3 protein-coding genes and 1 pseudogene are annotated in these 6,450 nt (G+C 66.3%); 1 reads left to right on the top strand and 3 read right to left on the bottom strand.

The window, feature by feature from the left end; genetic code table 11:
* Positions 1-439: 439 nt before the first annotated feature.
* The 3 genes and pseudogenes from ACI2KK_RS25090 to ACI2KK_RS25080 all read right to left on the bottom strand — a co-directional run.
* Entirely contained in the window at positions 440-1,246 is an 807-nt protein-coding gene (locus tag ACI2KK_RS25090) for a DNA polymerase beta superfamily protein (protein WP_404671075.1), read from the bottom strand.
* Positions 1,247-1,264: 18 nt separating this feature from the next.
* Positions 1,265-2,470, bottom strand: coding sequence for an RtcB family protein (locus tag ACI2KK_RS25085; protein WP_404671074.1), 1,206 nt, complete (start codon positions 2,468-2,470; stop codon positions 1,265-1,267).
* Positions 2,471-2,683: 213 nt separating this feature from the next.
* A pseudogene (locus ACI2KK_RS25080) lies at positions 2,684-3,601 on the bottom strand (slipin family protein); the annotation flags it as partial.
* 1,225 nt (positions 3,602-4,826) lie between these two features.
* Here ACI2KK_RS25080 and rtcR point away from each other — a divergent pair.
* Positions 4,827-6,404: an RNA repair transcriptional activator RtcR gene (gene rtcR / locus ACI2KK_RS25075; RefSeq protein WP_404671073.1), complete on the top strand. Its 1,578-nt coding sequence runs from the start codon at positions 4,827-4,829 to the stop codon at positions 6,402-6,404.
* Positions 6,405-6,450: the final 46 nt, after the last annotated feature.

Here is a 6,450-nt window from a genome sequence, read left to right as displayed (position 1 = left end):
GGAGCGGCTTTAGCCGCGAAGCAGACGACGCGGTGGCTGGCACCGGCTGCGCCGGTGTTCGCCGGCAAGCCGGCTCCTACAGGATCGCGCGAAGCCCGAACCAAGCGCCGTACCTGTGGGAGCGGCTTTAGCCGCGAAGCAGACGACGCGGTGGCTGGCACCGGCTGCGCCGGTGTTCGCCGGCAAGCCGGCTCCTACAGGATCGCGCGAAGCCTGAACCAAGCGCCGTACCTGTGGGAGCGGCTTTAGCCGCGAAGCAGACGACGCGGTGGCTGGCACCGGCTGCGCCGGTGTTCGCGGCTGAAGCCGCTCCCACAGGGACTGCATAAGCCTCTGGTCCGTGCCGTACCTGTAGGAGCCGGCTTGCCGGCGATGAGGCCAGCACCAGCAGCACAAGACCATTGCCCTCCACACAGGCTGCCAAGGCCGGCAGTTGCTGTTACGGTTGGCACCCATGCCGCAGCACCGTCTCGCGCAACAGGGCATCCAGCCTGACGCTGTCGCCTCGCGCCACCGGCACCTCCTGAACGCCCTCTGCACGTGCCAGTTCAGCCTCGATGAAGCCATGCAACACCTCATCCCGAGGCCCGTGCGCCGCTTCACCGCTGCTTCGCTTCACCGCCAGCAACGCATCGATCGCCGCCTGCAACCATGACTCGCTCACGGTACCTGCCAGCAGTTCGGCGAAGGCCGTCGGCGGCATGCCCAGGCTCTGGTCGATCCAGCGCACCGCCAGCAGCGGGCGGATCACGTACAGGTACTTCTTCAGCCGCACGGTATCGCCCAGCAGGTAGCCGCGCAGGTTCTTGCGCGCCATCGACAGGTAGTGATGGCGCACCGCCCGCGGTGAATAGAACGCCCGCCCCAGCTCACGCAGGCTGGCCAGCGCCTGCGGGTCGGCACGGTAAACCAGCGGCGAACCCAGCCACTCGAGCAGGCTGGGGTTGGCGCCGCGCATCAGCCGCAGAGCCTTGCGCAGCTCCCAGCCGCTGATGTCCAGTTCATCGGTCAGCGGCCGCTCGATCACATCGCGCGGCTCGTCCACCCGCAGGTACCACTCGGTACGCGGCACGTAGACAAAGCGCACATCGTAGTCGCTGTCCGGCGAGGCGAAGCCCCAGGCCCGGCTGCCGGACTCGCAGGCGTACAGCACCGTCACCTCATGCTCGGCCTCGATACGCTGCAGTTCATCGAGCACCCACGCACGCATGGCGGCGGGTAATGGGTGGGGGTCTTGCTGTTGCATGGTTGTCGCTCCTTGCTTTCATCCTTTCACGCACACCACCTGGCGCAGGGTGTGCACCACTTCCACCAGCTCGCGCTGGGCCTGCATCACCGCGTCGATGTCCTTGTAGGCCATGGGGATCTCGTCGATCACCGCGCTGTCCTTGCGGCACTCAACATGAGCCGTGGCGCGCTGTTGGTCCTCGACGGTGAACCGGCTCTTGGCTTGGGTGCGACTCATCACCCGGCCGGCACCGTGGCTGCACGAGCAGAACGACTCCTCGTTGCCCAGGCCGCGCACGATGAAACTTTTGGCCCCCATGGAGCCGGGGATGATGCCCAACTCGCCCTTCTGCGCAGACACCGCGCCCTTGCGGGTCACCAGCACCTCGCGACCAAAGTGCTGCTCCTTCTGCACATAGTTGTGGTGGCAGTTGACCGCCTCCAGGCGCGCCTCGAACGGCCGGCCCAGCACCTTGCGGGTCGCCTCCACCACCGCCAGCATCATCAGTTCGCGGTTTTGCCGGGCGAAGTCCTGGGCCCACTCCACCGCCTCGACGTAGTCGGAAAAGTGCCGGCTGCCTTCCTCGAAATACGCCAGGTCCTTGTCCGGCAGGTTGGCGATATGTTGGCGCATGTCGGCCTGGGCCAGTTGAATGAACAGGTTGCCGATGGCATTGCCCACCCCGCGCGAGCCGCTGTGCAGCATGAACCAGACCCGGTCGGCCTCGTCCAGGCACACCTCGATGAAGTGGTTGCCCCCACCCAGGGTGCCCAGGTGCTGGCGGTTGTTGGTCTTCTCCAGTTGCGGGTACTTGTCGGTGATTGCCTTGAAACGCCCGGCCAGGGCACTCCAGGCCTGGTCGGCCTGGTTCGGCACATCGCCCCAGGCACCCTGGTCGCGGCGACCGAAGGTCTTGCCATGGGGCACGGCCTTTTCGATCGCACTGCGCAGGCCATGCAGGTGGTCGGGCAGGTCGCGGGCATGCAGCGAGGTACGCGCCGCGATCATGCCGCAGCCGATGTCCACGCCCACCGCTGCCGGGATGATCGCGCCCACGGTCGGGATCACGCTGCCGATGGTCGAGCCCTTGCCCAAGTGCACATCGGGCATGACCGCCAGGTGCTTGAAGATGAATGGCATCTGGGCAGTGTTGCTGAGCTGGCGACGGGCGCCATCATCGACGGGGACGCCGTCGGTCCACAGTTTGATCGGCTTGCCGCCGGCGACTTCGAGAATGTTCATTACGCTGTTCCTTGTTCGTTCTGTGCTGGGTTAGAACCCTTCACGATCCCTGTAGGAGCCGGCTTGCCGGCGATAGGGCCATCTGCCTTGATAAAACTTTGCGCCTTCTTGCCGCAGGCCCGGCCTCATCGCCGGCAAGCCGGCTCCTACAAGGAATCGCATACCCCTGCAGGGGCCGGTTTGCTGGCGCCTGCGGGGATATGCATCGGCGGCTCAACCGGTCTTCAGGCTGACCAACCCGTTCAACACCTGGTCCAGCCCGCCGACCACCGATATCCGGTCGATGCGCTCGGCCACCCGCTCCAGGGTTTCCAGCTCCTTGAGCCGCAGCGCCGTGGGGTTGCCTTCCATCACCTTGGCGGTGTTCAGCAGCGAACGGGTCGCCTGGGTTTCCTCGCGGCGGCGGATGACGTTGGCCTGGGCCGACTTCTCCGCTTCCACCACCTGCGCCAGCAGGGTCTTCATCTCGCCCGGCAGGATGATGTCACGCACCCCCAGGCTGCCCACTTCCAGGCCGCTGTCCTGCAGTTGCGTGCGCAGGTGCCCGGTAACGCTGTCGTCGATCAGTTGCTTGTCTTCCAGCAGCTCATCCAGGGTACGGGTACCCACCGCCGCCCGCAGGCCGAACTGCAGCTCGCGGTACAGGTGCTCCACCGGCTTGCTCATGCGCGCATGGGCCCCCAGTACATCCAGGTAACGCCAGTTGGCCACCAGGCTCAGGCGCAGGCTGACCTTGTCGCGGGTGAGGATCTCCTGCCCGCTCACCTCCAGCGCCTGCAGGCGGGTGTCGACCATCTCCACCTCGACCTGGCTGCCACAACGCCAGTAACCATGCTGCCCGGGTTCGAGCAAACCGACCACCACGCCGTCGATCTTCAGCACACCCACATGAAAGGCCGGCACCAGCGCCAGCAGCACATGCTCCATGCCGGCCACGCCCGGGCGGTTCAGCCGGGCCACCTGCCCGGCGTCCAGGCGCAGGCCCTGTTTCAGATCAACACGCTGCAGCTCCTGGCGGGCCTGGGCCTTCCAGTACTGGCGGCGGGTGTCCGGCGGCAGGATCTCGGCCAGCTTGCCGTCCTCGAAGCGCAGGCCCACTTCATCGGCGGCCAGGTCCATGGCGACGAAATGCTCACCCATGCCCTGGGCGTTAAACTCCTCGGCATCCAGCTCGGACACTGGCCGACGGGTATCGACAGTCTGCACCTCGACCTTGGCGCCGCAGCGCCAGAAGCCGTGCTGGCCCACCGGCAGCAACGCGCTGACCACGCCGTCGATGCGCAGCACGCCGGCATTGAAGGTGGGCACGCTGACCAGCAGCACGTTGCCCATGCCTTCGATGCCCGGCTGTTGCAGGCGTGCCAGCAGCGCGGCATCCAGGCGCCGGCCCTGGGTCAGGTCGACCCGCTCCACACGCAGCGCCTGTGGCCCTTTCCATTGCAGGCGGCGGCTGTCGGCGGCCAGCAGCTCCTTGAGCTTGCCATCTTCATGCAGCAGGCCAGCTTCATGCTCGGCCATGTCCAGGGTGTCGAAATGCTGCTCGACCAACGCTGGCTCGTATTGGCGCAGGTAGCGCTCCAGCAGCTCGTCGTGCAGCGGGGAATGTTGTGGGCAGGCCACCAGCGTCAGCCGGCCCTGCCAGTCAAAACGCTGGTGTTGCCCGGGCTTGAGGATGCCGGCGAACTCGCCGTCCTTGAGCAGCAGGCCGTGTTCGTTCTTCTTCACCACAAAGCGTTTCAACAGTTTCATCGTGTTCATCCTTTCTCGTTGTCCTTGAGTGCCGGTGTTCGCCGAAGCACCGAGCGCCGTGGGCGAAGCCTGGCGGAGTCAGCGGCCGGGGGCGTTGCCCCTGCGGCCAGCTTCGTTGCGCCAGGCCCGGCCGGCGGGCCGGGTGGGCCAGCGGTGGGGCCAGGCATCCATTCGCTGCAGCGGGCCTGCCTGGCCCTGTTCGCGTTGCCTGCACCCCACCGGCGGGTATTGCCTATGGGTGTAACTACCTTGGAGGGTATGGATCGGCTTGAGGCCGAAGCAGTGTCCGCACGCCCCTTTTCACCAGAGCGCACGGCGGCGACCGTTCGTTGCGGTGGCGGCATGCACGACACCGACACTTGCGTGGGTTCGTGCACCGGCGGGGTTTCGATAACCCCTGTCCCGAGGGCCAGCCTGGCGATGCGGTCGAAAGGGATATAGCGAGCGGCGTGCCAGGTTTTCAAAACGAGACGAAATAATTATTTAACTAATTGATTTATAACGATTAATTTATTTCGAATGATTTAAATCGAAGCTGCCCGTTGAAAACAGGCTCTGGAAATTCCTATATCATCCGCTAGCACTTTATATTTTTGGATAATCACGGATGAGCAAGCCCACCGTCGCCATCGGTTTTCTCGGCACCACCCTCGACCGCAAAGGCAAGGGCGCGAACCGCTGGAACCACTGGCGCCCCAGCATCGCGCTATGCCAGCAGCCCGACCTGCCCATCGACCGTCTGGAGCTGCTGCACGGCACCACCGCGCGCGATATCGGCCTGGCCGAGCGCATCCGCGACGATATCCGCAGCCTCTCGCCACGCACCGAAGTGCGCCTGCACAGCCTGGCCCTGGCCAACCCCTGGGACTTCGAGGAGGTCTACGGCGCCCTGCACGACTTCGCCAGCGGCTACCCGTTCGATACCGAGGCCGAGGACTACCTGGTCCACATCACCACCGGTACCCACGTGGCGCAGATCTGCTGGTTCCTGCTGACCGAGGCGCGCTACCTGCCGGCGCAGCTGGTGCAGACCGCCCCCCGCCGCGAACCGGAAGGCGACCCGGCAGGCCAAGCCACGCTGATCGACCTCGACCTGTCGCGCTACGACCCGATCGCCTCGCGCTTTCGCCGCGAGCAGGCCGAGGGCCAGTCGCTGCTCAAGGCCGGCATCGCCACCCGTAACGCAGGCTTCAACCGCACCATCGAGCAGATCGAGCGGGTGGCCCTGCGCTCCAAGGCGCCGATGCTGCTGGTGGGCCCCACCGGCGCCGGCAAGTCGTTCCTCGCCCGCCGCGTGCACGAGCTCAAGCGCGGCCGCCACCAGTTGGCCGGGCGCTTCATCGAGGTGAACTGCGCCACCCTGCGCGGCGACGGCGCCATGTCGGCGCTGTTCGGCCATGCCAAAGGCGCCTTTACCGGCGCGCAGAACGCCCGCGACGGCCTGCTGCGCGCCGCCGACGGCGGCATGCTGTTCCTCGACGAAATCGGCGAACTGGGCGCCGACGAACAGGCCATGCTGCTCAAGGCCATCGAAGAAAAGCGCTTTTTCCCGCTGGGCGCCGACCGCGAGGTGCAAAGCGACTTCCAGCTGATCGCCGGCACCCACCGCGACCTGCGCGCCAAGGTGGCCGACGGCACCTTCCGTGAAGACCTGTTCGCCCGCATCAACCTGTGGACCTTCGCCCTGCCGGGCCTGGCGCAGCGGCGCGAAGACATCGAGCCGAACCTGGACTTCGAGTTGCAGCGCCACGCCCGCGAGCAGAACCGCCAGGTGCGCTTCAACCTCGAGGCCAAGCGCCGCTACCTGGCTTTCGCCCACGCCAGCGAAGCGCGCTGGGCCGGCAACTTCCGCGAGCTGTCGGCCTCGGTCACGCGCATGGCCACCCTGGCCGACAGCGGGCGCATCGACGAGGCGCTGGTGGAGGAAGAAATCGGCCGACTGCGCCATGCCTGGGGGCTGGAATCAGCGCCCGAGCCGCTGCTGGCCGAGCGCGAACTGGACCTGTTCGACCAGCTGCAATTGCAGGCAGTGCTGCAGGTGTGCCGGGGCGCGGCCAGCCTGTCCGAGGCCGGGCGCCAGCTGTTCGCGGTGTCGCGCCAGGAAAAGGAAAAGCCCAACGACGCCGACCGCCTGCGCAAGTACCTGGCACGCTTCGACCTGGACTGGAAGCGCATCAAGGGCTGAACAGCACGCCGCAGGCTGGCCAATCGACATTACCCGCCATTAGAAT

The sequence above is a fragment of the Pseudomonas sp. NPDC089406 genome (assembly GCF_044900265.1).
Lineage (GTDB): Bacteria > Pseudomonadota > Gammaproteobacteria > Pseudomonadales > Pseudomonadaceae > Aquipseudomonas > Aquipseudomonas fakonensis.
The sequence above is the reverse complement of the archived record's forward strand: the minus strand, read 5'-3'. Positions and strand labels throughout refer to the sequence as shown.